Origin of the sequence: Lentzea terrae, assembly GCF_003265345.1 — a bacterium.
GTDB classification, from domain to species: domain Bacteria; phylum Actinomycetota; class Actinomycetes; order Mycobacteriales; family Pseudonocardiaceae; genus Lentzea; species Lentzea terrae.
On record NZ_QFWW01000004.1, the window covers coordinates 172,162 to 199,153 of the forward strand.

At 68.5% G+C, this 26,992-nt stretch carries 23 protein-coding genes; 17 read left to right on the forward strand and 6 right to left on the reverse strand.

What is annotated here, in order from left to right; translation table 11 throughout:
• Positions 1-50: 50 nt before the first annotated feature.
• The gene (gene pdxR, locus DI276_RS07665) at positions 51-1,388 is read left to right on the forward strand and encodes a MocR-like pyridoxine biosynthesis transcription factor PdxR (RefSeq protein ID WP_198680506.1); all 1,338 of its coding nucleotides are present in this window, start codon (positions 51-53) and stop codon (positions 1,386-1,388) included.
• Here the strand turns inward: pdxR and DI276_RS07670 are convergent.
• From DI276_RS07670 to DI276_RS07685, 4 genes are all read right to left on the reverse strand, one after another.
• A complete protein-coding gene (locus DI276_RS07670; RefSeq protein ID WP_112262573.1) occupies positions 1,371-2,894 on the reverse strand; it encodes a serine hydrolase domain-containing protein in 1,524 nt (507 codons plus the stop codon). The two genes, pdxR and DI276_RS07670, sit on opposite strands and share 18 nt — an antisense overlap.
• Before the next feature lie 7 nt (positions 2,895-2,901).
• Positions 2,902-4,107, reverse strand: coding sequence for an exo-beta-N-acetylmuramidase NamZ family protein (locus tag DI276_RS07675; protein WP_112262574.1), 1,206 nt, complete (start codon positions 4,105-4,107; stop codon positions 2,902-2,904).
• Positions 4,104-5,762, reverse strand: a complete 1,659-nt coding sequence (locus DI276_RS07680) for a glycoside hydrolase family 3 protein (RefSeq protein WP_112262755.1) — start codon at positions 5,760-5,762, stop codon at positions 4,104-4,106. Before DI276_RS07680 ends, DI276_RS07675 begins: the two co-directional genes overlap by 4 nt.
• A gap of 630 nt (positions 5,763-6,392) precedes the next feature.
• Positions 6,393-7,187: an HAD-IB family hydrolase gene (locus DI276_RS07685; protein ID WP_112262575.1), complete on the reverse strand. Its 795-nt coding sequence runs from the start codon at positions 7,185-7,187 to the stop codon at positions 6,393-6,395.
• A gap of 448 nt (positions 7,188-7,635) precedes the next feature.
• Between DI276_RS07685 and ssd the strand changes: the two genes are divergently transcribed.
• The 8 genes from ssd (at position 7,636) to DI276_RS07725 (ending at position 13,832) form a co-directional block, all read left to right on the forward strand.
• On the forward strand, positions 7,636-8,670 hold the full coding sequence (ssd, locus tag DI276_RS07690) for a septum site-determining protein Ssd (protein WP_112262576.1): 1,035 nt from the start codon (positions 7,636-7,638) through the stop codon (positions 8,668-8,670).
• A 1,035-nt stretch (positions 8,671-9,705) separates the two neighbouring features.
• On the forward strand, positions 9,706-10,821 hold the full coding sequence (locus DI276_RS07695; protein ID WP_112262577.1) for a TadA family conjugal transfer-associated ATPase: 1,116 nt from the start codon (positions 9,706-9,708) through the stop codon (positions 10,819-10,821).
• Positions 10,818-11,585, forward strand: a complete 768-nt coding sequence (locus tag DI276_RS07700) for a type II secretion system F family protein (RefSeq protein WP_112262756.1) — start codon at positions 10,818-10,820, stop codon at positions 11,583-11,585. Before DI276_RS07695 ends, DI276_RS07700 begins: the two co-directional genes overlap by 4 nt.
• The gene (locus tag DI276_RS07705) at positions 11,582-12,109 is read left to right on the forward strand and encodes a type II secretion system F family protein (RefSeq protein WP_232836511.1); all 528 of its coding nucleotides are present in this window, start codon (positions 11,582-11,584) and stop codon (positions 12,107-12,109) included. The genes DI276_RS07700 and DI276_RS07705 overlap by 4 nt, the downstream gene beginning before the upstream one ends.
• A gap of 13 nt (positions 12,110-12,122) precedes the next feature.
• A complete protein-coding gene (locus DI276_RS07710; protein WP_112262578.1) occupies positions 12,123-12,284 on the forward strand; it encodes a DUF4244 domain-containing protein in 162 nt (53 codons plus the stop codon).
• A gap of 10 nt (positions 12,285-12,294) precedes the next feature.
• Entirely contained in the window at positions 12,295-12,594 is a 300-nt protein-coding gene (locus DI276_RS07715) for a TadE family type IV pilus minor pilin (RefSeq protein ID WP_112262579.1), read from the forward strand.
• Positions 12,591-13,016 carry an Rv3654c family TadE-like protein gene (locus tag DI276_RS07720; protein ID WP_112262580.1) on the forward strand — a complete coding sequence of 142 codons (426 nt, stop codon included), beginning with the start codon at positions 12,591-12,593 and terminating at the stop codon, positions 13,014-13,016. The genes DI276_RS07715 and DI276_RS07720 overlap by 4 nt, the downstream gene beginning before the upstream one ends.
• 195 nt (positions 13,017-13,211) lie before the next feature.
• Entirely contained in the window at positions 13,212-13,832 is a 621-nt protein-coding gene (locus DI276_RS07725; RefSeq protein ID WP_112262581.1) for a bifunctional DNA primase/polymerase, read from the forward strand.
• Between the two features lie 449 nt (positions 13,833-14,281).
• Here the strand turns inward: DI276_RS07725 and DI276_RS07730 are convergent, their stop codons facing one another.
• Together DI276_RS07730 and DI276_RS07735 are read right to left on the reverse strand one after the other, a co-directional pair.
• Entirely contained in the window at positions 14,282-15,049 is a 768-nt protein-coding gene (locus DI276_RS07730; RefSeq protein ID WP_112262582.1) for an aminoglycoside adenylyltransferase domain-containing protein, read from the reverse strand.
• Between the two features lie 179 nt (positions 15,050-15,228).
• Entirely contained in the window at positions 15,229-17,526 is a 2,298-nt protein-coding gene (locus DI276_RS07735) for a DEAD/DEAH box helicase (protein WP_232836512.1), read from the reverse strand.
• 217 nt (positions 17,527-17,743) lie between these two features.
• On the opposite strand from DI276_RS07735, the gene DI276_RS07740 reads away from it, so the two are divergent.
• The 8 genes from DI276_RS07740 (at position 17,744) to topA (ending at position 26,879) form a co-directional block, all read left to right on the forward strand.
• Complete coding sequence (locus DI276_RS07740) at positions 17,744-20,053, forward strand: sodium-translocating pyrophosphatase (protein ID WP_112262584.1); 2,310 nt, start codon at positions 17,744-17,746, stop codon at positions 20,051-20,053.
• Between the two features lie 67 nt (positions 20,054-20,120).
• Positions 20,121-20,693 carry a hypothetical protein gene (locus tag DI276_RS07745; protein ID WP_112262585.1) on the forward strand — a complete coding sequence of 191 codons (573 nt, stop codon included), beginning with the start codon at positions 20,121-20,123 and terminating at the stop codon, positions 20,691-20,693.
• A 29-nt stretch (positions 20,694-20,722) separates the two neighbouring features.
• Positions 20,723-21,295: a hypothetical protein gene (locus DI276_RS07750; protein ID WP_112262586.1), complete on the forward strand. Its 573-nt coding sequence runs from the start codon at positions 20,723-20,725 to the stop codon at positions 21,293-21,295.
• An 83-nt stretch (positions 21,296-21,378) separates the two neighbouring features.
• Entirely contained in the window at positions 21,379-21,984 is a 606-nt protein-coding gene (locus DI276_RS07755; protein ID WP_112262587.1) for a hypothetical protein, read from the forward strand.
• Between the two features lie 155 nt (positions 21,985-22,139).
• Complete coding sequence (locus tag DI276_RS07760) at positions 22,140-22,742, forward strand: hypothetical protein (RefSeq protein WP_157984573.1); 603 nt, start codon at positions 22,140-22,142, stop codon at positions 22,740-22,742.
• A gap of 61 nt (positions 22,743-22,803) precedes the next feature.
• Positions 22,804-23,346, forward strand: coding sequence for a hypothetical protein (locus DI276_RS07765; protein ID WP_112262589.1), 543 nt, complete (start codon positions 22,804-22,806; stop codon positions 23,344-23,346).
• Between the two features lie 65 nt (positions 23,347-23,411).
• On the forward strand, positions 23,412-23,984 hold the full coding sequence (locus tag DI276_RS07770) for a hypothetical protein (RefSeq protein WP_112262590.1): 573 nt from the start codon (positions 23,412-23,414) through the stop codon (positions 23,982-23,984).
• Between the two features lie 129 nt (positions 23,985-24,113).
• Positions 24,114-26,879 carry a type I DNA topoisomerase gene (gene topA / locus DI276_RS07775; protein WP_112262591.1) on the forward strand — a complete coding sequence of 922 codons (2,766 nt, stop codon included), beginning with the start codon at positions 24,114-24,116 and terminating at the stop codon, positions 26,877-26,879.
• Positions 26,880-26,992: the final 113 nt, after the last annotated feature.

Below are 26,992 nucleotides of genomic sequence, written 5' to 3' on the forward strand. Positions count from 1 at the left end.
GTCTGCAAAGTTAGGCCGCTGATTGGCCCTGGGCATGGTGCAATCTGAGCGTGGAATCGTGGGCCAATCTGGACTTCCACCTGGACCTGTCCGGGCCGGGTGGCCTGCGCCACCGGTTGACGGCGTCGCTGCGGGAAGCGGTCCGTTCGGCGCGCCTGCCACCGGGTACGCGGTTGCCGGCTTCCCGGTCGCTCGCCGCTGACCTGGGGATCGCGCGGAACACCGTCGCCGAGGCATACGCGGAGTTGGTGGCCGAAGGGTGGCTCACGGCCCGTCAGGGCTCCGGAACCGTTGTCGCGCAACGGGTCGCACCACCTCCGCCGGTGAAGCGCTCCGCTCGTGGGCCGGATGTGCGGTTCGACCTGTCGGTGTCCACACCGGACATCACCGAGTTCCCGCGCACCGAGTGGATCCGCTCGACGCGGCGGGCGTTGCTGGCGGCGCCGTCCGAGGCGTTCGGGCCCGGTGACCCGCAGGGGCGGATCGAGCTGCGGACCGCCTTGGCCGAGTACCTGGCGCGGGCGCGTGGGGTGCGTGCGGACCCCGAGCGGATCGTGGTGTGCTCTGGGTTCGCGGGAGCCATCCAGATGTTCAACCAGCTGCTGAAGTCGCCCGTGGTCGTGGAGGAGTACGGGCTGGGCTTCCACCGGTCGTTGTGGAAGTCGACGGTGCCGTTGGCGGTGGACGACCACGGCGCCAATACCGAGCAGCTGCCGGACGACCGGCGTGTTTGTGTGCTCACGCCGGCGCACCAGTTCCCGTTGGGCGGTCCTCTGCACCCACTGCGGCGCGCGTCGGCGGTGGAGTGGGCACGGCGCGTTGACGGCCTTGTGCTGGAGGACGACTACGACGGCGAGTTCCGCTACGACCGGCAGCCCGTCGGCGCGGTGCAGGGGCTGGATCCCGAGCACGTCGCCTATCTCGGGACGTGCAGCAAGGCGCTGTCGCCGGCGTTGCGGATCGCGTGGATGGTGGTGCCGGACCGGTTCGTGGATCCGATCCTGGCGTTGAAGACCGATCGCGAGCAGTACATCAGCATGCTGGATCAGCTGACGTTGGCTGATTTCCTGGAGTCCGGCGCGTACGACAGCCACGTGCGGCGGATGCGGTTGAAGTACCAACGGCGGCGTGACCGCCTCGTGGAAACCGTCTCGCCGTACGCGTCGGTGTCCGGCATCGCGGCCGGGATGCATGCCGTGCTCGACACACCGCACGAGACCGCCATCGTGCAGACGGCGCGCGAACGTGGGATCGAGGTCAGTGCTCTCTCGTGGTTCCGGCACGAGCTGAGCGACGACGACCGCACGGGGATCGTGGTGAGCTTCGGAGCGCCCGCGTTTCCACGGGCGCTTCCGTTGTTCACCGAGGTGCTAGCGGCGTGCCAGTGACCAGCCCACGGCCGTGACGGCGCCGCGTGCGTGCACGTAGACGCCACGGCCGTTGTACTGGCCTGCCTTGGTGTAGACGAACCTGGTCTTCTTCTGTTCTGTGGCAACCCAACGACGTTCAGTGGTGGTGATCGTGCGGACGTCCTGCCACTGCGTGCCGTCCCAGTGCTGGACGGTCAGCTTGTCGCCCTTGTCGACGTCGACGAAGACCTCGACCGGGCGTTCCGCCGTGAGAGTGCCGCCGGAAGTCGTTGCGCGCCACTGCTTTCCACGTGACTTGACCGCGAGCGCGTTGGCCAGGCCGTCGGCGACCACCCGACGGGCGGGGTTGACGCTGCCCCAGTCGCGGGACGGGTGCACGCGGTTGGACAGCAGGATCGCGATCGACCGCGAGACCTTGTCGATCACGAACGACGTGCCCGTGTAGCCGGTGTGGCCGGCCGTGCCCGGACCGCTCAGCCCGCCCATGTACCAGCGCTGGTCGAGCTCGAACCCGAGGCCGTGGGCGTTGTCGGGGAACTGCTGGTTGAAGTTCGTCAGCATCAGCTCGACGGAGTGCTCGGTGAGGATCCGGCGGCCGTTGTACGTGCCGCCGTTGAGGATCGTCTGACCGAGGACGGCGAGGTCCCTGGCCGTGCCGAAGACGCCCGCGTGGCCGGCGACGCCGCCGAGCGACCACGCGTTCTCGTCGTGCACCTCGCCGCGGACCATGCCGCGCGGCGGTGCCGACTGGAACTCCGTCGCGGCGGTGCGGTTCTTGTTCTTGGGGTTGTAGCCGGTGTCCTTCATGTTGAGCGGCCTGGTGATGCCGTCCCGCACGGCTTCGTCGAGGCGCTTTCCGCTGACCTTGTGGACGAGTTCGCCGAGCGTGATCAGGTTCAGGTCGGAATAGACGTACGTGGTGCCGGGCGTGGACTTCGGCTTCACGTCCATGACGGCTTTGATGCGGCTCGGGGCGTCCGGGTACAGCTTCCACAACGCGATGAACGGTTCGAGGCCGCTCGTGTGGGTGAGGAGCTGCTTGACGGTGATGTTCTCCTTGCCGTTCACGCCGAACTCGGGCAGGTAGCGGGCGACCCGCTCATCGATGTCGATCTTGTTCTGCTCGACCTGCTGGATCACCGCGATCGACGTGAAGAGCTTGGAGATCGAGGCGAGGTCGAAGATCGTGTCCTTCTGCATCGGGACGCGGTCTTCTTCCGGCAGCTGGGTTTGCTGGTCTTCGTAGAGGACCGCGTAGCCGGTGCGGTCGTGCGTGACGATCTTGCCGTTGTGCACGTACATCGTGACGGCGCCGGCGAACAGCGGTTTGCCGTTGGCCTGGGGTTTCTGGAAGTCGCGGAGCTGGCGCAGGGTCGCGTTGATCGGCTCCGGATCGAGGTTGGCCCAGTACGGGTTCGAGTCGCGCAGGGTCGTCCACGGCTGCGCGAAACCGTCCTGTGGCTGGTCGAAGTGGCCTGGGACCGCGGTCGTCACGAGTGCGACGGCCAGCGCGGGGATGAGCATGGCGTCCTCACCGGTAGCGCAGGTAGGGCAGGCGGGTGCGGCGGAACTGCTGCAGCTCCTGGTGCCACGCGCCGACGACCTCGTCCAGCGGCGCCTGGGCGTCGATCATCTTGCGCAGCCGGTCGGAGCCGCTGAGCTTGTCGATCCAGAAGTCCTGCCGCCACGCGAACACGCTCGGGTACAACGACTTCGCGGTGATCAGCATGGCCACGGAGGCTTCGATCGCGTCGAACTCGGCCGCGTTGGTGACGTGCAGGGTGACGCCGCCGCAGGTCTTGCCCTGGAACTTGTTGAACGTCGGCGCGAAGTAGGTCTCGCGGAACCTGATTCCCTTGAGGTCGAGCGTGTTGAGGGATTCCGCCCAGCGCCAGTCGATGCCCGGTGCGCCGACGGTCTCGAACGGGCGGGTGGTGCCGCGGCCTTCCGACAGCACCGTGCCCTCGAACAGGCACGTGCCGGGGTAGACGAGCGCGGTGTCCTGGGTGGGCATGTTCGGGCTCGGCGGCACCCACGGCAGACCGGTGTCGAGCTGGTTGCGGCGCCAGCCTTTTACGTTGACCACTTCGAGGTCGGTCTTGAGGCCGAACTCGCCCTTGAAGAACCTGGCCAGCTCGCCGACGGTCATGCCGTGTTGCTGGACGATCGGCTTCAGGCCGACACCGGTGGCGTAGGCGGGGTCGAGCTGCGGGCCGTTGGGGGTTCCGCCGATGGGGTTCGGGCGGTCGAGGACGATGAAGTCGAGGTTCTCCGCCGCCTGCATCGCCGTGTACATCGACCAGATGTAGGTGTAGAAGCGCGCGCCCACGTCCGCGATGTCGAAGACGACCGTGTCGATGCCCGCCTTGGTGAACATCGACTGGAGCTTGGTGGCGTTGGCGCCGTACGCGTCGTACACCGGGATGCCGGTGCGTGGGTCCTGGTAGTCGCCCTCGGAGCCGCCGGCCTGGGCCGTGCCGCGGAAGCCGTGTTCGGGGCCGAAGACGGCGGTCGGCTTGGCGTTGTGCTCCACCATCGAGTCGACGATGTGGGTCTGGTTCTTCAGGACGCCCGTCGGGTTCGTCAGCACGCCGGCCTTGCGGCCCCTGAGCTTGCGCCAGCCGTCGTGCGCGAGTTGTTCCGCGCCGGTGGCGAGCTTCGGGGCCGCGTTGGCGGTCGTGGTGCTGACGAGTGGGACGGACAGTGCGCTTGCCGCGAGGAAGCTCCGCCTTCTCACCAGGTCACCCCGTGTCCGAACGGGTAGGGGATCGGACCTGGCACGTCGACCGGGAGCTTGCCCTGCGGCTTGGTCTCGCCGAGCAGGACCTTGGCCAGTGCCTCCATGGAGACCGTCGTGGCCGAGTAGGTGGCGAGCCACGTCTTGGCGCCGCTGTGGGCCACGTCGTACGGGTTGCCGGTGGCGACCGCGATGACCGGCTTGCCGGTGGCGACGAGCTTGTTGAGCAGGTCGAGCTGGGCAGGCCTGATGGTGAGGTTGTTGGTCAGCACGACGATCTTGTCCGCGTTCGCCGCGGCGGCCAGTGCCTGTTGTGCTTGCGCCGGGGTGGGGCTCGTGGCGGTGACGACCTTGGTCGCCTTGAGCCTGGTCGCCAGAGCCGTGGCCGGGGCGTCACCGGTGCCGACGACCAGGGGAGCTGCGGCGTTCAGCGGAATGGCCTGGCCGTCGTTGCGGACCGCGGTGATCGTGCGGTCGGCGATCTTCTGCGCGCTTTGATTGTTGGAGCCGACGATCTGGTCGACCCGGTTCACGTCGACCTCGGCGTTGAGCATGACGCCGCGCAGGAGCTTCATCTTGAGGATGCGCAGGACGCTCTGGTCGATGCGCTGCTCGGAGATCTCACCGCTGCGGACGGCCTTGATGACGCTGTCGATCGCGAGGCCGAGGTTCGGCGGCATCAGCAGCTGGTCGACGCCCGCCTTGATGGCGAGGACCGGGATCTCCGCGTCGTTGGGGTGCAGCTTGCGGACGCCTTCCATCTCCAGCGAGTCGGTGACGATGACGCCGTCGTACTTCAGCTCTTCGCGCAGCAGGCCGGTGATGATCTTCGGGGAGAGCGTGGCCGGCTCGCCGGACGGGTCGATCTTCGGAACCTGGATGTGCGCGGTCATGATCGAGTCGATCTTGGCGGCGATGGCGGCCTGGAACGGCGGCGCGTCGATCTGGCGCCACTGGTCGAGGGTGCGGTTGGAGACCGGCAGGCTGGTGTGGCTGTCCTCGGACGTGTCGCCGTGGCCGGGGAAGTGCTTGGCCGTGGACGTGACCGAGTTCTGGTCGAACCAGCGGTGGCCTTCGTAACCCGTGACCTGGGCCTTCGTCATTTCGGACGTGAGCTTCGGGTCGCTGGAGAAGCTGCGCACGCCGACGATCGGGTTCGCCGGGTTCGAGTTGACGTCGGCGTCCGGGGCGAAGTTCTGGTTGATGCCCATCGCGCGGAGCTCCTGGGCGGTGATCCGCGCGGCCTCTTCTGCGTCCTGCGTGCTGCGGCCGGCGCCCAGGGCCATGCTGCCCGGCAGCTGCGTGGCGGGCGGGCCGATGCGCGTGACGAGGCCCGTCTCCTGGTCGGTCGAGATGAGCAGCGGGATGCGGCTGGCCTTCTGCAGGCCGTTGGAGAGCTGCGCGATCTGCTTGGGGGTGTCGATGTTGTCGCGGCTCGAGTTGTTGAAGTAGATGACGCCGCCCGGTTGGTACTTGCGCACCATCTCGGCCGGCGTGCCGACGCCGAAGTCGGTCTGGTTCTTGGGGTGCGGGACGTCGGCGGCCTGGCCGTTGACGTACGTGACGAAGAGCTGGCCGACCTTCTGTTCCAGCGACATCCCGCGCAGGGTGGTCACCGAGGCGTCCGCTCTCGCCACCGGCGTGAGGGCGACCATGGCAGTGACCAGCGTCAACGCGGCAATCTTCCGCACTTTGCAGTGCCTCCCGGTGATGTTCCCACAGATAACTGGCGTATTTCGCAAGTTACTCACGGCTGCGTGATGGGTCAACGGGTGGCCATTGTGCCGTTCGGCGGCACTTTTTCACCGGACAAGCAAACGGGGCACCCTCGAAAGGGTGCCCCGTCGACAGCGCGGGCTTGCGAGTTACCAAGCGTGCAACTCTAGTCGTACAACCCTGGCCTCGGCGTCCGGCGTCCCGGTACGCAGGCCCTAGACGACAAGCCTCCCGCGGCGTGCTGCGCGTGGGTACTCGAAGTCCGCGCACGGAGCCCCGCCGGGGTGGAGTCTGGCTTCTCTTCGCCAGGTCCCTGGCCGACCCGAGTTCCGCACCACCCATTTAAGTGCGTGCCGCCGGTCACAGCAAGGGCTCGGACGGGTGCACCGTTCAAGCCACGTTCAGTAGTGAAAGTACTGCCGTTTCAGCGTTTGTGAGGTTTTGTACAGGTTCGGGTACCGCTGACAGGGCGTGCTCGTGCACTCACGCGGGCACCACGTGTGCGCGCGGTTGCCGCTACTCGCCGGTACAGGTCTCTAAGGGCTTTGGTTTTGGTCTGGGACTTGACTTCAGTCGCGGCTGCGCTTGCGCCTGAGGCCGTACCAGGCGGCGCCGGCGGCGGCCACCGCACCGAGGCTGATGGCCGTCACGGCGACCGCCTTGCCCGACGGGGTGGGGATGCGGGAGCGCAGGCTCACCGGGTCGGAGAACTGCTGCACCGGCCAGCTCTTCTGCGCGGCGATCTTGCGCAGGCCGCGGTCCGGGTTCACGACGTTCGGGTGGCCGACGACCTCGAGCATCGGCAGGTCCGTGACGCTGTCCGAGTAGGCGTAGCTCTTGGCGAGGTCGTAACCGTGCTCGGCGGCGAGCTGTTTGATCGCGACGGCCTTGTTGTCGGCCGCGCAGTAGAAGTCGACATCGCCCGTGTAGCGGCCGTCCAGCACCACCATCTTGGTTCCGACGCTGTAGTCCGCACCGATCATCTGTGCAATTGGGGCGACGAGCTCTTCCCCGGACGCACTCACGATGACGACGTCGTGACCCTCCGCCTTGTGGTCGGCGATCAACTGTGTCGCCTCTTTGTAGACAAGCGGGTCGACGATGTCGTGCAACGTCTCGTTGACGATACTGCGGATCTGCTCGACGTCCCAGCCCGCGGCGAGCGCCGTGATGTGCGCGCGCATGCGGTCCATTTGGTCCGCGTCCGCGCCGGCCAGCATGAACACGAGCTGCGCGTATGCGCTCTTCAGCACCGCGCGGCGGTTGATCAGCCCCTCCTGGAAGAAGGGACGGCTGAACGCCAGCGTGCTCGACTTCGCGATCACGGTCTTGTCGAGGTCGAAGAAGGCGGCGATCCGACTCATGTAGCTCAGCTTAGGTGTACTCGTCAGTAGGCCGTTCGGTCGGCATTTCGTTTGTGTACGAAACCGTTGTGCGACACGGTTACCGAAACTTGGCACGCAGCTGTTGCCGAAGTTGCGCGCAGCACTGGCGCATGGGGATACAGTAGGAGAGTCCGGTTCGACGGACGGGTTCAGTCCGACCCCCCGGGACTGAACCATTGACGACCCCCGTCCCTCCCCCCTGGCGGGGGTCGTCCCATATCCAGGCCCGGATTCCGGGTGGGCGTGACTGGACCTCTGCCGCCCTTTGTGCGCCATTTGCCGCCCAACCCCTCAGATTCGCACGCACCCCTGACACTTCCCGGGTTTCAGGTGCTTCAAGATCGCGACTTGTCCACACCCGGCGATTTGTCCACATCTGGATCTTCGCTCGTTGTGTCGTTCATCACGACCCACCAGCGTGGACCCCATGACCCACCCCATCGCCCTGCTCACGGACCCGGACCTCCTCGACGAGGTCCTCCGCATGGCCGCCGCCGCAGACTGCGAACTGCTCCGCGCCCCCGACGTGACTTCGTTGCGCTCGCAATGGCACGACGCCCCTCTCGTGCTGCTGGACCCAGCCGCCGTCTCCGCCTGCCTGGACGCGAACTTCCCACGCCGCTCCGGCGTCTTCGTCGTCCACGGAGGCGACCCGCCCTGGGCGCCCGCAGTGGCCCTGGGCGCCGACGGAGTCCTGGAACTGCCGTTGGACGGCCGCATCCTGGTGAGCGCTCTCACCGACGTGCGCGAGGGCCCACCCTCCGACCGAGGCCGCGTGGTGTCGTTCGTAGGCGGCCGAGGCGGCTCCGGCGCCTCGATCTTGGCCATAGCCTGCGGCCGCGAGGCAGTGGCTCAAGGCGGCGAAGCGATGCTCGTCGACTGCGACCCCCTGGGCGGCGGCATAGACCTGGCCCTGGGCACCGAGTCCGTCGAGGGCGCCCGCTGGCCGGGCGTCCACTGCACCGGCGGCCGAGTCCCGATGTCAGCCCTCCGCGCGGCCCTACCGGTCTCCGGCAGCCTGAGCGTCCTGGCCTGCGACCGCACCGCACCAGACCCAGAACCCGCAGCAGTGGCCGCCGTCCTCGACGCAGGCCGCCGCTCAGGCTGCACCGTGATCTGCGACCTCCCGCGCCACCCCACCTCCGCAGCCTCAGCAGCCCTCGACCGCACCGACTTGACGGTCCTGGTCGTCCCAGCCGAAGTCCGCGCAACCGCAGCAGCCACCCGAGTCGCCTCCCGCCTCCTCACCCAGGCCCGCAACCTCCGCCTGGTAGTCCGCGGCCCCTCCCCGGGCAACCTGCAAGCCCCCGAGATGGCCGAGGTCATCGGCATCCCGCTGCTGACCCAGATGCGCCCAGAACCGGGCCTGCCCGAAACGCTCGAACGGGGCCGCTTCCCACGCAACGCCAAGGGCCCACTGGCAGCCGCAGCCCGCCAGGTGCTGAAGGAGCTACGCCCATGACCCGCCAGTGGCTAGCAGGCGATGGCTGCCTGCCCGGCGCCGAAGGAGTGGCGCGCGGCGGGTTCGGTGGCGGTTCGCCGGGTGTTGAAGTAGCCGCGCCCGCGACGCGCCAGGGGATCGCAGGCGGTGGCTGTCCGCCTGGTGCTGGAGGCGTGGCGCCCATGACCCGCCAGGAGTCCGGAGGCGATCGCAGTTCGCCTGGTGTCGGTGGAAAGGCGCTGGTTCCGCGCCGCAGGTTCGGGGGCGATGGCAGTTCGCCGAGCACTGCGCCCGTGACACGCCAGCGGTTCGATGGCGGTTTGCCAGGTGCTGGAGCAGTGTCGCCGGAGAGCTGTCCCCACTGTGCCCGCAGAGCGGTGATTCTCCGGGTGGTCGAAGGACTCCAGTCCAAGCCGCCGACGGGTCCACAACGAGCCGCAGCCGGCGCAATCGTTCGCGGCATCCTCGCTTGCAGTTGCCAGGCCGACGCTTCCCCAGCGCGGCAGGACCTCGCACTCCCAACACCGTCGCGCGGGAACGCCATGTCCCTGCCCCGCCGAGCCGAGCTGCCCCGCCGCGCGGCAGGAGCGGTGCCCCTGCGCCCGATCGAGGTCCCATTTGCGAGAGCGGAGTCGCAGCCATGATCAACCGCCGTTTCTGGACGACGTGCTGCCAGGGCGAGGTTCCCGTTGCCAGAGCGAAGTTGCAGCCACGACCCACCTCCGCGCCTGCACGACGTGTCGCCGGGCTGGGATTCCCGTCGATGCGAGCAGGGCTGTGGCCATGACCCACATCTGCACGACGCGCCGCCAGACCGAAGTCCCCCTCCCGAGAGCGGAGTTGCAGCCATGACCAACCTCCGCATCCGCGTCGGCATCTGGTTGCGGATGGTGCGCAACCTCTTCGTCTACGGCCGCCCCTTCCCACCTCGCTACATCTTCAAGAAGGAGCCGCCGGAATGAGCCGCTTCCTCGCCTGGTGCCACGAAACCTGGCTGCGCCTGACCGGCCGCGAGATCACCTACGGCCGCCACGCCCAACGCCCGGAGGCCGCGACATGACCGCCACCCTGATCGACCGCGTGAGACACCGGCTGGCGGGCGCGGACAGAGAAATGACCGCCGCGGTCGTGGCCCACGCAGTCCGCTCGGAAGCTGGCGGCGTGCTGGCCGACTCGGATGTCCTGCAAGCCCTCGAGGTCCTCCGCCAGGAGTTCAGCGGCACCGGACCGCTCGACCCGCTGCTCGCCGATCCCGGCACTACCGATGTCCTCGTCACCGCGCCGGACCAGGTGTGGGTAGACGGATCCGCGGGCCTGCGCCGCACCAGCGTCACCTTCCCCGACGAGGACGCCGTCCGGCGGCTCGCCCAACGCCTGGCGGTCGCTGCGGGCAGACGCCTGGACGACGCCTCGCCATGTGTCGACGGCTGGCTACCGGGCAGCGGAGTCAGGTTGCACGCGGTCCTTCCGCCCATCGCCGACAGCACCTGCCTGTCGCTGCGCGTGCTCCGGCCGGCGACGCACGACCTCGAAGCACTCCAGGAGCTCGGCACGTTCGACGCCGAGATCGCCGGAGTGCTGAGAGCCATCGTCAAACGGCGCAAGGCGTTCCTGGTGATCGGCGGGACGGGCTCGGGCAAGACGTCGTTGCTGTCGGCGCTGCTGGGTTGTGTGCCTGCGACCGAACGCATCGTGTGCGTGGAGGACGCCGGCGAGCTGCATCCGGACCACCCGCAGTTCGTGCGGCTGGTGGCGCGGCCGGCGAACGTCGAAGGGGCCGGCGAGATCACCGTCAGGGAGCTGGTGCGGGAGGCGTTGCGCATGCGGCCCGACCGGATCGTGGTCGGCGAGGTGCGAGGTGCTGAGGTTCGGGAACTGCTCACGTCGTTGAACACCGGGCACGAAGGTGGTGCCGGGACCCTGCACGCCAACTCGCCGGCCGAGGTTCCGGCGCGGCTCGAGGCGCTCGGGGCGTTGGGCGGGCTCGATCAGCAAGCGCTGCACAGCCAGGTCGCCGCGGCGGTGCAACTCGTGCTGCACATGCGCCGGGCGGAGAACGGTGCGAGACACCTCGAAGAGATCGGGGCGTTCGCGCGCACCAAAACCGGACTAGGAGTCCGTCCAATCTGGACAAGAGCAGAAGGCTGGCACGAGAAGGAGTTGCTGTGTTGACCCTCGCGCTCCTGGCGGCAGCCCTGCTGGTGTGGCCGCAGCTCAAGCCGATACGTCGGCTCAGGCCGAAAGGCAAGCGGGAAGTCGTTGTGCCGCAATGGCTGTGGCTGATCGCCGCAGTCACGGTCACCTACCTGGTGGCTGGCGTCGGCGGACTGATCGCCGGAACGGTCCTCGCCGCGGTGACTTACCACATCATCAAGCAGGGCAAGCGAAATCGGGCGCTCAGAGCGGCGACCGAAGCGCTCAGCAACGGCCTGGGCGGCGTGGTCGACGAGCTGCGGGCGGGAGCGCATCCCGCCGCAGCGGCAGAAGGTGCCGCCCAGGACACCCCGAAGCCGGCCGACGAAGTGTTGAAGGCGGCCGCGGCCACCGCGCGTCTGGGCGGCGACGTGGAGCGAACTCTGAAAGAGCTCAGACAGCCGCTCCTGAAAACAGCCGTGGACCAGTTGGCCAAGGCGTGGCACGTGTCGGCGAAACACGGTGTGGCGCTGGCTGACGTTCTGGACGCCACAAGAAGTGACCTCGATCAGCGGGCGGCGTTCGCGCGACAGGTGCACGCGCGCATGGCTGGGCCGAGAGCGAGTGCGGCGGTTCTTGCCGGGCTGCCGGTGTTCGCGATCCTGCTGGGCGAACTGAGTGGCGCCCGACCACTTCACACGCTCATCGAGACCACGGCAGGTCAGCTGTTGCTCGTGCTGGGCGCGCTGTTCCTCGCCGCCGGCCTGTGGTGGACGAAGCGGATCACCGAGGTCGAGCCGTGACGTTCCTGCTCCTGGCGCTGGCGATCCTCGTCGCACCGACGCCGCGAGAGGCGATCGACCGCCTGAGACCGAAGGCGCCCGATCCGCCGAACAACAACGCCGAACCAGACGGTCCGTTCGAACGGGCCGCGGCGCTCGACCTGATGGCCGCCTGCCTCAAGGCCGGGTTGCCGGTGCCGACGGCGATCAAGGCGGCCGGCATGGGCGAACTGAGCCAGGTCGCCGAACTCCTGGTGCTCGGCGCGGATCCGAACGCCGCGTGGGCAGAAGCCCTCAAGAATCCCGCGACGGCCGCGCTCGCGAGAGCGGCCAGGCGAACCGCGCGATCCGGAGCCGCGCTGGCCAGGCAGGCGGCCGAACTGGCGGAGCGGACCAGGGCCGAGGCCAGGGACCAGGCCGAGGCGACGGCGCAACGAGCGGCTGTGGCCGTGGCGGCACCGCTGGCGCTGTGCTTCCTGCCGGCGTTCCTGTGCCTCGGCGTGGTGCCGGTGGTGCTGGGGCTCGCCGACCAATTCCTCAACTGAGAAGGACGAAGACATGGAACTGCTGAAGGACGACAGCGGTATGAGCACGGTTGAGTACGCGATCGGGACGTTGGCGGTCGCCGCGTTCGCCGCAGGGCTGTACGCGCTGCTCTCCAGTGACTGGATGCAGAACGTGTTGCAAGGACTGATACAGCGTGCGCTGTCGTCGGTCTGATGACCGGGGCATGGTCACGGTGGAGGCGGCCATCGCGGTGTGCGCGCTGGTGGTGTTCATGGCGCTTGCTGCCGCTGGGCTGACGGCGGTCATCGAGCAGATGCGGTGCACCGACGCGGCGAGAGAGGCGGCGCGGCTTACGGCGCGCGGTGAGCGGCAGCGTGGTGAGGAGGCGGCCGGGCAGATCGCGCCCGGAGCGAACCTCGCGTTCCGGCACGAAGGTGACGCCGTTCGGGTGATCGTCACTAAACGCGGACCGCTGGGCGTGCCGCTCAGCGCGGAGGCGTTCGCCGTCGTGGAGCCGCGATGAACGGCGAACTGCCTGGTGATGAGTGCGGTTCGGCTGCGGTGAGCGGTGTGGTGGCGATGTTGTTGCTGATCATCGTGGCGGTCGTCGGCGCGCAGGTCGGGGCGGCGGTGGTCGTGCGGCATCGGGTGACCGGTGCGGCTGATCTGGCGGCGCTCGCGGGTGCGGCGAGTCTGCCCGACGGCGATGAAGTTGCTTGTGAGCAGGCGAAACGCGTGGCGGAGAGCAATCGGGCCGGGCTCGAGAGCTGCTCGGTGAGCGGTTGGGAGGTGGTTGTGCAGGTGTCGGCCACTACGCCGTTCGGCCCGGTGAGCGCGCGGTCGAGAGCAGGTCCGGCTGAAGATCGAAGCGTTTGGAGCGCGACGAGCGGTCGCCTCGGGGCGGTGAGCGGACTCACACCGGCGCCGGGACATGCTGAACGGTGATCGAACTAAACGCGCGGAGTTCAGTGGCTCTTTCTGGCAACGGACGTTCGCCGTCTCGTAGCTACCAGTTGTCGAGCGGGGGTTACGGAGGCCGGGGCCGGTGTCGTTAGTTGTAGTGGCGGCACCGACGCGGTGTCTCACGAACACCGGCACCACGTCGATGTCGAGTAAGAACTGGGAAGAAGGCGACGGAAGATGGATTGGTCGGACAGCTGGCGCGGGGCCTTCCGCATCGAACTGCGTGCCGAGGCCGTGAGCCTCGCGTACCGCGGTTGGCCTGTACTGCCCGGCACCTACCCGGCCGGTTCTGAGCAGGGCGTGACGCAGTGGGCGGGCCGCAGCGGGCTCGAGCTGCACGGCCCGATCCCGGTGCACCGCGACTGGGTGGACCGCATCGGCACGCGCCCCGACCAGGTCGCCACGTGGTGGACCGGTCGTTCCTACAGCCTGCTCGTCGCCACCGGCCACGTGGTGGACGCGATCGAGGTCGGCACCGACCTCGGCCGCCGCGCGGCCGTCGCACTGCGCTCGATCGGTGTTCCCGTGCCGATCGCCGCGACCCCGTCCGGGCGGTGGATGTTCCTCGTGAAGTCCGGCTCGAAGCTCAACACCGAGCTGGCCAACAACGCGGACGTGCACCTCTACGGCCAGGGCGAGTACATCCCGCTGCCGCCCACCCCGATGGCGCACGGCGTCGTGCACTGGAGGGTCAAGCCGTCGATCTGCGGCTGGAACCTCCCGAACGCGCACGTCGTGCAGGACGCACTGGCCGAGGCGCTGCACGCCCCGGCCGGCTACCAGCTCGAAACCGTCTGACACAACTAAAAGAAGAGCCCGGCCGTGCTGGGTGTCGTCGTGGACTCTCCCCGACAACCCCGAAGGCGATGCCCTGCACGGCCGTTCCACCCCAGCCCGATCCGATGGTCGGCCTCCCCACCCCGCACTTGGGGGGCCACGGAGGAACGGGCGAAAAGCCGAACACGCACCCCGAAGGACAGCCTCCCGCGATAAACGACCGGGCCGAGGAACGTTAGTGGCAGGGCAACCGCTCTGCCGCGGTCGGTGAAGCCGGCTCCTCCCCGGAGTTCGTCCCAAGACAGTCGACACCGTCGCCTCCCGCGTGTCCTGTCGAGACGAACAACCAGATTCCACCGATGTTCCAAGGGATCCGGTCGCGAAGCGGTAGCAGGCGGGAAAACAGTGTTCGGCACGTGGAGAGCGCGCGCCGCAGGTACCCGTGAGCCTGCGGCGCGCGCCCACGAAAGTCAGAGAAGCTCGCAGTAGGCCGCGAAAGCCCTGGTCTGCTCCATGCTTCCCGGACGCGGGGCCACGTCGGCGTCCCAGCCGAGGTCCCGGTCCTCGATGGCCTGCTCGATCAGCGGGTGCCACCGCTGATCGAGCATTTTCAGTCCCCACTCCAGCGCGCCGCGCTTCGACGTCACCTTCGCGGTGTGGAGCGTGTAGAGGGTTCGGCAGTACTGCGACACGATGTAGCGCTGGGTCCACGCGACGTCCATGGGTGCCCACGACTTGATGCCCTCCCACAGGAGTGGCAGGTCGGCTCGCATCGTCGAGCGCAGCACCGATTCCGGTACCTCGTCGACCAGCGAGGTGATCGGCGGGCCGTCCAGCACGATGCCGTGGTTGCGCAGGATCCAGCGGGCGTGCGCCGAGTTGCAGTGGGTGTCCCAGATCAACGTGCGGTGGCCGTGGTCGTTGAACAGCCAAGGAACCCCGAGGCCTGCCACCGAGCGCAGTGACTCGACGTCCGCGTAGGAACCTTCGATCTCGGTTGACCAGTGGCCTGGCCGCAGAGGGATCTCGTCGTGCAGCGCTCGCAAACCAGCCTCCCGCTCGCCGGACGGCAGTTCGGTGCAGGCGACGATGAAGTCGCAGTCGCTGTGGATGTCACCGGCTCCCAGGGCGAACGAGCCCTGGACGTACGTGCCCACGTAGGTGGGGCCGAGGATCTCGCGGACCGACGAGACGAGGTCGGCGAGCAATGCGTTCAGATCAGCAAAAGGCGTGAACATGGCAACTCCTGAAGAACCCGTGACCAGATGGGGACGGGGGCGGCGGAGTGATCAAGCTCGGCCGCGCGAGGGCGCGGCGAATATCCGGCTCAGCCGCACCTAGAGGTGACGGGTCCGGTCAGTTGCGTTGCAGCTGCATGCGTTCACGGCACCACGGTAACCGGGCAGGACCGGACAAGTCAGGCGATTTTGCCGAGCACGACGTCCAGCACCAGCACGGCACCGGCCTTGTCCAGCGGCTCGTTGCCGTTGCCGCACTTGGGCGACTGCACGCACGACGGGCAACCCATCGGGCACGAGCACGCGCTGATCGCCGAACGCGTCGCCGAGAGCCACGCCCGCAACGCTTCGAAGCCGCGGTCCGCGAAGCCCGCGCCGCCGGGGTGGCCGTCGTGCACGAAGACCGTCGGCACGCCCGTGTCCGGGTGCGCGGCCGTCGACACACCGCCGATGTCCCACCGGTCGCACGTCGCGAACAGCGGCAGCAGACCGATCGCCGCGTGTTCGGCCGCGTGCAGGGCGCCGGGGATCCGTTTGCCCTCAACACCTGCGGCGACCAGCAACGACTCGTCGACCGTGTACCAGACGGCGCGGGTGTGCAGCCGTTGTTCCGGCAGGTCGAGCGGGATCTGGTCGAGCACCACGCCGGACGGCAGCCGCCGCAGGTAGCCGACGACCTGCGTGGTCACCTCCACCTCGCCCAGACACACCGACACACCGCCGAAGTCGGTGCGTTCGACCTCGCGCACCACCGTGATGTCCACGCAGTCACGCGGCTGCGTCGTCCACTCCGGGTCTTCGCGGTGCACCATCGCGAGGCCGCTCTCCAGGTCGAGCTCGTCGACCACGTACGCCCGGCCCTGGTGCAGGTAGACGGCACCGGGATGCACCTGCCAGCAGGCGGATCCGGGGTCGACCGTGCCGAGCATCCGGCCGGAGTCGGCCTCCACGACCGCGACCTGGTCGCCGCCGGAGCCGCGGATGTCGACGCCGGCGTGCGGGCGGTCGTGCGACGCCCAGTACCAGCCGGCCGGGCGACGACGCAGCAGCTTCTCCGCCACCAGCTCGGCCAGCACGGACTCGGCCAGCGGACCGCCGAAGTCGTCCAGGCAGGCGTGCGTCAACGGCATCTCGGCCGCGGCACAGGCGAGCTGCGGGCCTAATACATAGGGGTTCAACGGATCCAGCACGGTCGCCTCTACCGGCCGGTCCAACACAGCAGCCGGGTTGTGCACCAGATAGGTGTCCAACGGGTCGTCGCGCGCCACGAACACCACCAGAGCACTGTCACCCGACCGCCCGGCGCGACCGGCCTGCTGCCAGAACGACGCCAAAGTCCCCGGGAAGCCCGCCACCACCACGGCGTCCAGCCCGGCGATGTCGACGCCCAGCTCCAACGCGTTCGTGGTGGCCACGCCCAGCAGGTCGCCCGTGGACAGCGACTTCTCCAACGCGCGGCGCTCCTCCGGCAGGAACCCGCCCCGGTACGCGGCCACCCGCGCAGGCAGCTCACTGTCCACTTCGGACAGGATCCGCTGGGTGCCCAAAGCGGTCAGCTCGGCGCCACGACGGGAACGCACGAAGGCGAGCGAGCGCGCGCCCTCGACCACGAGATCGGCCAGGATCCGAGCCGTCTCCGCACCGGCCGACCGGCGCACGGGCGCGCCGTTCTCGCCCTCCAGCGAGGTGAGCGGCGGCTCCCACAACGCCACGGTGCGCGAGGCACGCGGCGAAAAGTCGTCGACGACCGCGGAAACGGGGACCCCGAGCAGTCTTTCCGCGGACGAAGAAGGATCAGCCACAGTGGCCGATGCCAGCACGAAGATCGGATCCGCGCCGTATTTTCGGGCGACCCGCCGCAGTCTTCGCATCAACAACGCGACGTGCGACCCGAAAACGCCGCGGTAGGAATGACACTCGTCGATCACCACGTACTTCAGCCTGCGGAAGAACCGCAGCCATTTCGGGTGCTGCGGCAGGATTCCGCGGTGCAGCATGTCCGGGTTGGTGAAGACCCAGTTGGCGTGCGCCTTGACCCAGTCGCGTTCGGCCATCGGGGTGTCGCCGTCGTAGGCCGCCGCGCGGATCCCCTTGATCCCGAGCTCGTCGAGCGCGCGGAGCTGGTCCGCCCCAAGGGCTTTGGTCGGTGACAGGTACAGCGCGGTGGCCTTCGTGTCCGCCAAAAGAGTGGAAAGTACCGGCAGTTGGTAGGCAAGCGACTTGCCGGACGCGGTGCCCGTCGCGAGCACGACATGTGATCCAGACCACGCAAGGGATGCGGCCTCGACCTGGTGCCGCCACGGCTCTCGCACACCGCAGTCCACCAACGCGGCGACCACCGCGGGAGCGGCCCACGAAGGCCATTCGACGTGATCAGCTTGCCGCAACGGCAGATCACGTGCGTGTGTGAGAGGCGACTCCCCGGCGGGCACTCCCGCCAGCACGCGGTCCAGCAACCGCCGTCCCTGATCCACCACGAGGTGGAGCTTCGCATACACCACCGACAGTGCCGACCGTGCCGTACTCGACTTCCTGCGCAGATAACGGTGTGTGCACGGATCGGGACAGTTTGTTGCCTCGTTGCAACCACCCCCTAGACTCCCCGCTCATCGCATCCAATGAGGGATGCGTCACGTCGCGCGAGGGCGGCTGGTCTGCCTTGGCGCTGCACATGGCAACTCACCAGGAGGACGGATGTCCCGGCAATTCCTCGCGGAGAGCCTCGAGCTCTCCGGGGGTGATCGCGGCGTCGTAGCCGTGGTCGCCGTGGTCGCCCTGGCTGCTCTCGCCGTCGGGTACGTGCTGCTCAAGGAGGTGCTGGCCGCCGGCCAGGGCACCGACAAGATGCAGGACATCGCCAAGGCGGTTCAGGAGGGCGCAGCGGCCTACCTCAACCGGCAGTTCCGCACGCTCGGCATTTTTGTCGTGATCGTGTTCGTGCTGCTGTTCGCGCTACCGGCAGATGATTTGGCCGAACGAATCGGCCGGTCTTTGTTCTTCATCGTCGGTGCCGCGTTCTCGGCGACTATCGGCTACCTGGGCATGTGGTTGTCCACGCGCGCCAACGTGCGTGTCGCCGCCGCCGCGAACGAAGAAGGCGGTCGCGAAAAGGCGACGCGCATCGCGTTCCGCACCGGCGGCGTGGTCGGCATGACCACGGTCGGTCTCGGCCTCTTCGGTGCGGCGCTCGTCGTGCTCGTGTACGCGGGTCAGGCTCCGAAGGTGCTGGAGGGCTTCGGCTTCGGCGCCGCGCTGCTCGCGATGTTCATGCGTGTCGGTGGCGGCATCTTCACCAAGGCCGCCGACGTCGGCGCCGACCTGGTCGGCAAGGTCGAGCAGGGCATCCCCGAGGACGACCCCCGCAACGCCGCCACCATCGCGGACAACGTTGGTGACAACGTCGGTGACTGCGCCGGTATGGCCGCGGACCTCTTCGAGTCCTACGCCGTCACGCTGGTTGCGTCGCTGATCCTCGGCACCGCCGCCTTCGGCGTGCAGGGCCTGCTGTTCCCGCTGATCGTCCCGGCGATCGGCGTGCTGACCGCGGTCATCGGCGTCTACACGACCAGGGCGAAGGCGGGCGAGGGCGGCCTCGTGGCCATCAACCGCTCCTTCTACATCTCCGCGGTCATCTCCGCAGTGCTGTGCACGATCGCGGCGTTCGCGTACCTGCCGAGCTCCTTCGCGGACCTCAACGGCATCAGCGACTCGGTCAAGGCCACCAGCGGCAACCCGGCGCTGATCGCGTCCGTCGCGGTGATCATCGGCATCGTGCTGGCCGGCGTCATCCTCTGGCTGACCGGCTACTACACCGGCACCGAGCACAAGCCGGTGCAGGAGGTCGGCAAGACCTCGCTGACCGGTGCGGCCACGGTGATCCTGTCCGGTATCTCGGTCGGTTTCGAGTCGGCCGTCTACACCGCGCTGGTCATCGGTGCCGCCGTCTACGGCGCGTTCCTGCTCTCCGGTTCGGTCGTCGTCTCGCTGTTCGCGATCGCGCTGGCCGGTTGTGGTCTGCTCACGACCGTCGGCGTCATCGTCGCGATGGACACCTTCGGCCCGGTCTCCGACAACGCGCAGGGCATCGCCGAGATGTCCGGTGACGTGCACGGCGAGGGCGCGCAGATCCTCACCGAGCTCGACGCGGTCGGCAACACCACCAAGGCCATCACCAAGGGCATCGCGATCGCGACGGCCGTGCTCGCCGCGACGGCGCTGTTCGGCTCCTACAAGGACGCGATCGACCAGGCCGTGATCAAGGTCGGCAACGTCGCGGGCGACCTGCCGATCTCGTTCACCAACGTGGTGTTCAGCCCGAACGTGCTCGTCGGTGTCGCCATCGGCGCGGCCGTCGTCTTCATGTTCTCGGGCCTCGCGGTCAACGCCGTGACGCGCGCCGCCGGTGCCATCGTGTTCGAGGTGCGCCGTCAGTTCCGCGAGAACCCCGGCATCATGGACTACTCGGTGAAGCCGGAGTACGGCAAGGTCGTCGACATCTGCACCAAGGACTCGCTGCGTGAGCTGGCGACTCCGGGTCTGATGGCCGTGCTCGCCCCGGTCGCCGTCGGCTTCGGCCTCGGCGTCGGCCCGCTGGCCGGCTACCTCGCCGGTGCGATCGCGACCGGCACGCTCATGGCGGTCTTCCTGGCCAACTCCGGTGGTGCCTGGGACAACGCCAAGAAGCTGGTCGAGGACGGCAACCACGGTGGCAAGGGCTCCGACGCCCACGCCGCGACGGTCATCGGCGACACCGTCGGCGACCCGTTCAAGGACACCGCGGGCCCCGCCATCAACCCGCTGATCAAGGTCATGAACCTGGTCTCGGTGCTGATCGCGCCCGCCATCGTCACCTTCACCATCGGTGACGCCGCGTCCGACCCGGTCCGCATCGCGATCGCCGTGGTCGCGGTACTGATCATCGTCGGTGCGGTGGTCGTGTCGAAGCGTCGCGGTACCGCCATCGCGGACGCACCCGCGGAGACCGTGAGCAACGGCGCCGCGTAGTTCCACACCTCCGGTCGGGGTACGTTCCGGGTATCCCCCCGACGTACCCCGACCGAGGAGTTACGACATGAGGCTCAGCCTCATCGCCACTGCCGCTGTTGCCGCCCTGGCGCTTGCCGGGTGCACCAACGGCGGCAACTCCGGCACTTCCACGACGCCCACCAGCGGCGCGGCCAGCCCCGAGGCCGTCGCCTACATGGACAAGGTGTGCGGCGCTGCTTCCGAGTTCGCCAAGATCGAGAAGTCGGCTCCCAAGCTCGACGCAGGCGATCCCGCCAAGCTGAAGGCCGAGATGGCCGCCTACATGGGGCAGCTCGCCGACGCGTTCAGCAAGTCGGCAGAGGGCCTCAAGAACGTCGGCCCGTCGCCCGTCGCGGGCGGCGAGGAGGCCGTCAACAAGATGGCCGAGACCTTCACCTCCCTGGGCGCGGTCTTCGCCGACGCCAAGGCCAAGGTCGAGCAGGCCGACGCGAACAACGCCACCGGAGGCCTCCAGGCGGCCGGAGAGGCCATCGCCAAGCTCTCCGAGCTCGCCGACCCGCTGAAGGACCTCAAGGGCGTTCCCGAGCTGCAGAAGGCCACGCAGACCGCGCAGAAGTGCCAGGACATGCAGCGCCTCAACATCACGCCGACGAGCTGAGCGAGGCCGTTCGGAGTAGTTTCCGGGCCATGCGTCACACAATCATCGCGCTGTTGACGAGCCTGCTCGCGCTCAGCGCGTGCACCGGCGGAGGTTCCTCCACGTCCCCGACGTCGGCCACCCCGGACGACGACGCCGACGTCGTGGCGTGGATGGACAAGGTCTGCGGTGCCGTCGGCGGCACCGTCAAGGCCATGTCGGACGAGCCGAACATCGACATGAACGACCCGTCGAAGCTCAAGACGGGACTCTCGGACTGGCTCGGCACCAAGGTCGCCGCGGTCGACAAGTCGATCGCGGACCTCAAGGCGCTGGAGAACGGCCCGCACCCGAAGTCGAAGGAGCTGGTCACGGCCGCGGAGGAGGGCATGGGCCAGATCAAGACCCTGCTCGCCGACACCAAGTCGAAGCTGGACTCCTCCACCGACGCCACGCAGGTCGTCACCGCGTTCACCGAGATGATCACCAAGGCGCCGTCGCTGGAGACGACCGGCGCCGACGTGCAGAAGAAGTTCGACGAGACGGGTCTCGCCCCGGCCGCCCAGAAGGCCGCGAACTGCAAGGAGCTGCAGGCCTCGACGTCGCCCACGCCGACGTCCTGAATTCCCCTCGCAGGCAACGAACCAGATCGCCCGAACGTGTACCGTTCGGCCGATTTGGTTCGACGTTTCTGGGGGAAATCACCGTGAACGCACGTTTGTCGCTCGTCACCGCCTGCGCGGGTGCGGCACTCGCACTGACCGGGTGCTCGGGTGGTGCCGCGCCGTCGACGCAGAGCGCGGCGCCCACGACCACCACCACGACCCAGCCGGCCGGCGACCCGGTCAAGTGGGCCGGCGCCTTCTGCAGCGGCACCACGCCGGTGCTGACGGGCGCGTTCGAGCTCGTCACCCTCGCCGCGGCCAACGCCGACAACCCGGCCGCGCTCAAGGAGGGCATGCTCAAGCTCCTCGACACCGGCTCGAAGTCGCTCGCCGCCGCCGAGCAGAAGCTCAAGGAGGTCGGCGCACCGGGCCCCGACGCCAAGGCCCTGCACGACGAGCTGGTCAAGATGTTCGGCGACGGTGCCAAGGAGTACGTGACGGTCGCCGAGCAGGTGCGCAAGATCGACGCCAACGCGCCCGACTTCCTGGGCCAGGTCGAGAAGCTCGGCGGTGAGTCGGCCGACCCGACGAGGCTCTCCGAGCAGATCAAGCAGCTCGACGCCGACCCGAAGTACAAGGACGCCATCGCGAAGGCGCCGGAGTGCACCGAGATGCGCCAGAAGCTCGGCAAGCTGATCGGCCAGTGACGACGTTTCGCCTGATGGCGGCCGTGCTGCACGGCCGCCAGCCGCGAATCTCGGCAAGTGCTGGCCGAATTTCGTAATAGCACGGAACTTCTCCGTCTCAATCACCCGAATGGGTACCTTTGGGCGTCCCCTCAGATGCTCTTGGGAGAAACACCGTGAACGCACGTTTGTCGGTAATTGCTGCCTGTGCTGGTGTCGCACTTGCCGTCACCGGCTGCTCGGGCGGCGCCGCGCCGTCCACGCAGACCGCGGCACCGACTACGACCACCACCGCGCCCGCCGCCGACCCCGTCAAGTGGGTCGGCACGTTCTGCGGCGGCACCACGCCGGTGCTCGCAGGCGGGGGCGAGCTCACCTCCATCGTCACTGCCAACGCCGGCAACCCGGCAGCGCTCAAGGAGGGTGTGCTCAAGGTTCTCGACGGCGGCGCGAAGTCGCTGGCCGAGTCCGCGAAGAAGCTCACGGACGTCGGCGCGCCCGCCCCCGAGGCCAAGCCGCTGAACGACGAGCTGGTCAAGTTGTTCAGCGACGGCGCCGCGGAGTCCCAGGCGATCGCCGAGCAGGTGCGCAAGCTCGACGCCACCGCGCCCGACTTCATGGCCCAGATCCAGAAGCTGGGTGCCGCGGCGACCGGTCCGGCGAAGCTCTCCGCCGCGATCGCGAAGCTCGACGCCGACCCGAAGTCGAAGGACGCCCTCGCCAAGGCGCCGGAGTGCGTGGAGATGCGCACGAAGCTCGCCAAGCTCATGGGGCAGTGACGATCTTCGTCTGATCGCGGCCGTGCTCAGCGCGGCCGCGATCGTGAGGAAAATAGCCGGAATGAGGATGCGTCTGCTCGCTGTGCTGACCGGTGTCGTCGTGCTGACCGCCTGCGGTTCCGACGAGGACAAGCCGCTGAGCGACGCGCAGGGCCGCTGGGTGGACACCATCTGCGGCGGCCTGCTGCCCGGCGTCAAGGCGGGCGCGGACCTGCGGGCACAGGACCCGGCCAACCCGGCCGCGGTCAAGACGGCCTACCTCGAGCTCATCACCGCCAACACCACCGCTCTGACGGACGCGGAGAAGAAGCTCAAGGAGCTGGGTCCGCCGTCCGACGAGCTGGAAGACGTGCACGAACGGCTGACCAAGTACGTCGGCGAGTCGGCCAGGTCGTACGCGGCGGCGGAAGCACCCGTCAAGGCGCTCGAGCCGAACGCGCAGTTCTGGGAGAACGCCGAGAAGGCGCTGGCTGACACCTCGCAGGTGACCAAACCGGAAGAGCTGCGCGCGACCTTCGACGCGCTGGAGAAGTCGCCCAAGTACGCGGCGGCGATGGGCGAGTCCACCCCGTGCACCGAGCTGAAGAGCGTCGGCAGGGCATAGCTCGACCGGCGTAGTCACACACGCACCACTGGTCACAGTCGAACGTCTGTTCTACTCTGTGGGCCGTGGTTGGGCAGCTGTCCTTCTTCTCGGCCGAAGCGCGCACGCCGGCCAAGGCGGACCTCGCCGGCTTCCTCTGCGGGCCGGGCCAGGCCGTCAGCTTCGCGCGCGGTACGGCGGCCCGCGTGTACGTCGAGCTCAGGGACGAGTGGCGGCACCGGCCGCTCAAGCAGGCCTGCGACGAGCGCGGGGTCACCTCGGAGCTGTGCGTCAACGAGGAGGGCACGCGGTTCGTCCGCACGCCGTTCCGCACGGATCTCACCCCACTGGCCGCCCGCTGGCTGGACGGATCTGTCAAAAAGGTCCCGGACGACTTCGAGCTGAACGGAGCAGTGCTGCGGGTCTGGGCGCTGGCCGCGGGCAGCTGGATGGAGTCGGCGTACCTGCTCGGTTTGGACCCCAACGCACCGCAGACACACCTGCCGTTGCAAAATGCCCTGCTCGCATCCGGACTTCCGTGCACCCTGGTAGGGGCTCCGGCGTTGCGGGTAACCGGCCGACGACGGCTGGCACGGCTCGCTGAGCTGGTCGGAAGCCCTCCGCACGGGGTGGCGTGCAGCACCTGGCCGGCGGCCTGAGCGGGCGGTCCGGCAAGGTTGTGTCACTCTGTCTCGTCGTACAGGCGTCGCGGATGGTGTGCTTTTCGGCCGACGCTGGGCAACACTGGCGGGCCTGGGAACCGGGTTTGGAAGAGAGCGGGACGGCGAGTGGCTGGATCGACACGGACGAGAAAGAGCAGCGGAGGAGCGGGTAGCACCCGACGACTGGTGATCGTCGAGTCGCCCACGAAGGCGCGCAAGATCGCGTCCTACCTCGGCAGCAACTTCGTCGTGGAGTCCTCCAGGGGACACATCCGGGACCTGCCGCGCGGTGCCGCCGACGTCCCCGCGAAGTTCAAGGGCCAGGCGTGGGCCAGGCTGGGCGTGGACGTCGACCACGACTTCGAGCCCCTCTACGTGGTCTCCGCCGACAAGAAGTCGCTGGTCACCGAGCTCAAGGAAGCGTTGAAGGACGTCGACGAGCTCTACCTCGCGACAGACGGTGACCGCGAGGGCGAGGCCATCGCGTGGCACCTGCTGGAGACGCTCAAGCCCAAGGTCCCGGTCCGCCGGATGGTGTTCCACGAGATCACCGAGTCCGCGATCCAGGCCGCCGCCGCCAACCCGCGCGACCTCGACCAGGACCTGGTCGACGCCCAGGAGACCCGGCGCATCCTCGACCGCCTCTACGGCTACGAGGTCAGCCCGGTGCTGTGGAAGAAGGTCATGCCGAAGCTCTCGGCTGGCCGCGTGCAGTCCGTGGCGACGCGTCTGGTCGTGGAGCGCGAACGCGAGCGCATGAAGTTCGTCAGCGCGAGCTACTGGGACATCTCCGCGCAGATGGACGCCGGTGCCGAGGCCACGCCGCGGCAGTTCGGCGCGCGTCTGGTGGCCGTCGACGGCACCCGGCTCGCCACCGGTCGCGACTTCGGCTCCGACGGCAAGCTCACCGGCAAGGCCGACGTCGTCGTGCTGGACGAGCAGCAGGCCAGGGCCATCGCGGCCGGACTGGAGAACGCGCCGGTCAAGGTCTCCTCGGTCGAGGAGAAGCCGTACAGCCGCAAGCCGTACCCGCCGTTCATGACCTCGACGCTGCAGCAGGAGGCCGGTCGCAAGCTGCGGTTCTCCGCCGACCGCACGATGCGCACGGCGCAGAAGCTGTACGAGAACGGCTACATCACCTACATGCGTACCGACAGCACGACGTTGTCGGAGACCGCGATCAACGCGGCCCGCACGCAGGCGACGGACCTCTACGGCGCGCAGTACGTCTCGCCGCAGCCGCGCCAGTACAACCGCAAGGTCAAGAACGCGCAGGAGGCCCACGAGGCGATCAGGCCGGCGGGAGAGGTCTTCCGCACGCCCGGCCAGGTGGCCGCCGAGCTGGACGCCGACGAGTTCAAGCTCTACGAGATGATCTGGCAGCGCACGATCGCGTCCCAGATGGCCGACGCGCGGGGCAACACGACCAGCGTCCGGATCGTCGGCAGGGCCGCGACGGGCCAGGAGGTCACGTTCGCCGCGTCCGGCCGCACGATCACGTTCGCCGGCTTCCTCAAGGCCTACGTCGAGACCGTCGACGCCGAGGCCGGTGGCGAGTCGGACGACGCGGAGTCGCGCCTGCCACAGCTGGTCAAGGACCAGGCCCTGACGATCGCGGAGCTGTCCGCCGACGGGCACACCACCTCGCCGCCCTCGCGCTTCACCGAGCCGTCGCTGATCAAGACGATGGAGGAGCTCGGCATCGGCCGTCCCTCCACCTACTCGTCGATCATCAGCACCATCCAGGACCGCGGCTACGTGTGGAAGAAGGGCGCAGCGCTGGTCCCGTCGTGGGTGGCGTTCGCCGTGGTCGGCCTGCTCGAGGGCCACTTCGGCCGGCTCGTCGACTACGACTTCACCGCCGCGCTCGAGGACGAGCTGGACGGCATCGCCGCAGGTCGCCAGCAGCGCACCACGTGGCTGTCCGGCTTCTACTTCGGCGGCAGCATCGGCCCGGACGGCTCGATCGGCCGTTCCGGTGGCCTGAAGAAGCTGGTCGGCACGGGTGTCGAGGACATCGACCCGCGCGAGGTCAACTCGATCCCGCTGTTCAGCGACTCCGAGGGCCGCACGGTCGTCGTGCGCGTCGGCCGGTTCGGGCCGTACCTGGAGCGCGAGGTCGACGGTGCCGCCCAGCGCGCGAACCTGCAGGACGACCTGCCGCCGGACGAGCTGACCGCGGAGATCGCCGAGAAGCTGTTCTCGACGCCGCAGGAGGGCCGTTCGCTCGGCACCGACCCGGTCTCGGGCAACGAGATCGTGGCCAAGGAGGGCCGCTTCGGTCCGTACGTGACCGAGGTCCTGCCCGAGCCGGCCGAGAACGGGACGTCGTCGAAGTCCAAGGCGCCGAAGCCGCGCACCGGCTCGCTGTTCAAGTCGATGTCGCTGGACACGGTCACGCTGGACGACGCGCTGAAGCTGCTGTCGCTGCCGCGCGTGGTGGGCAAGGACCCGGAGACGGGCGCCGAGATCACCGCGCAGAACGGCCGCTACGGCCCGTACCTGAAGAAGGGCACGGACTCGCGGTCGCTGACCGACGAGGCGCAGATCTTCACGGTCACGCTGGAAGAGGCCCTGAAGATCTACGCCGAGCCGAAGAAGCGCGGTCGCGCGGCCGCCGCACCGCCGTTGCGCGAGTTGGGCAACGACCCGGTGTCCGGCAAGCCGATGGTGATCAAGGAGGGCCGGTTCGGCCCGTACGTCACCGACGGTGAGACCAACGGGTCGCTGCGCAAGACCGACAGCGTCGAGACGATCACCGACGAGCGCGCGGCCGAACTGCTGGCCGAGAAGCGCGCCAAGGGGCCGGTCAAGAAGAAGGCTCCTGCCAAGAAGCCGGCGGCGAAGAAGCCCGCCGCGCCGAAGAAGGCTCCTGCCAAGTCGAAGAGCTGATGGTCTAGGAGGCGGCGGTGCCGACGAACGAGTTCGGTCCGGACGGGACTCAGGCCCCGCCGCCTCCTCGGCTTTTCCCGGATCCGCTGGCGGGATTGGTGACGGCCGACACC